The sequence below is a fragment of the Rahnella ecdela genome (assembly GCF_019049625.1).
Classification (GTDB): domain Bacteria; phylum Pseudomonadota; class Gammaproteobacteria; order Enterobacterales; family Enterobacteriaceae; genus Rahnella; species Rahnella ecdela.
Window position 1 is genome coordinate 1 of the sequence record NZ_JAFMOY010000014.1, and the last position, 255, is coordinate 255.

1 protein-coding gene is annotated in these 255 nt (G+C 56.5%); it reads left to right on the plus strand.

Translation table 11 applies throughout. The annotated features are described in order from the left end of the window. Positions 1 to 2: 2 nt before the first annotated feature. Positions 3 to 255, plus strand: a 253-nt coding sequence (locus tag J1784_RS00065; protein ID WP_238485312.1) for a hypothetical protein, incomplete at its 3' end; no start/stop codon positions are given.

Consider the following 255-nt stretch of genomic DNA (forward strand, 5'->3'; position numbering starts at 1 on the left):
TGCTGCGTCTGATAACACAACCAGAATGGCTGGCTGAAGCCGCGCGGATCACGCTTTCATCAAAGGGGGCGCATACCCCCGGTGTTGATGGCGTGAACAAAACAATGCTACAGGCCAGACTGGCTGTGGAGCTGCAAATCCTCAGGGATGAATTACTCTCAGGTCACTACCAGCCCTTGCCCGCCAGACGGGTTTACATCCCTAAAAGCAACGGCAAACTGCGACCACTGGGTATCCCCGCGTTGCGGGATCGCA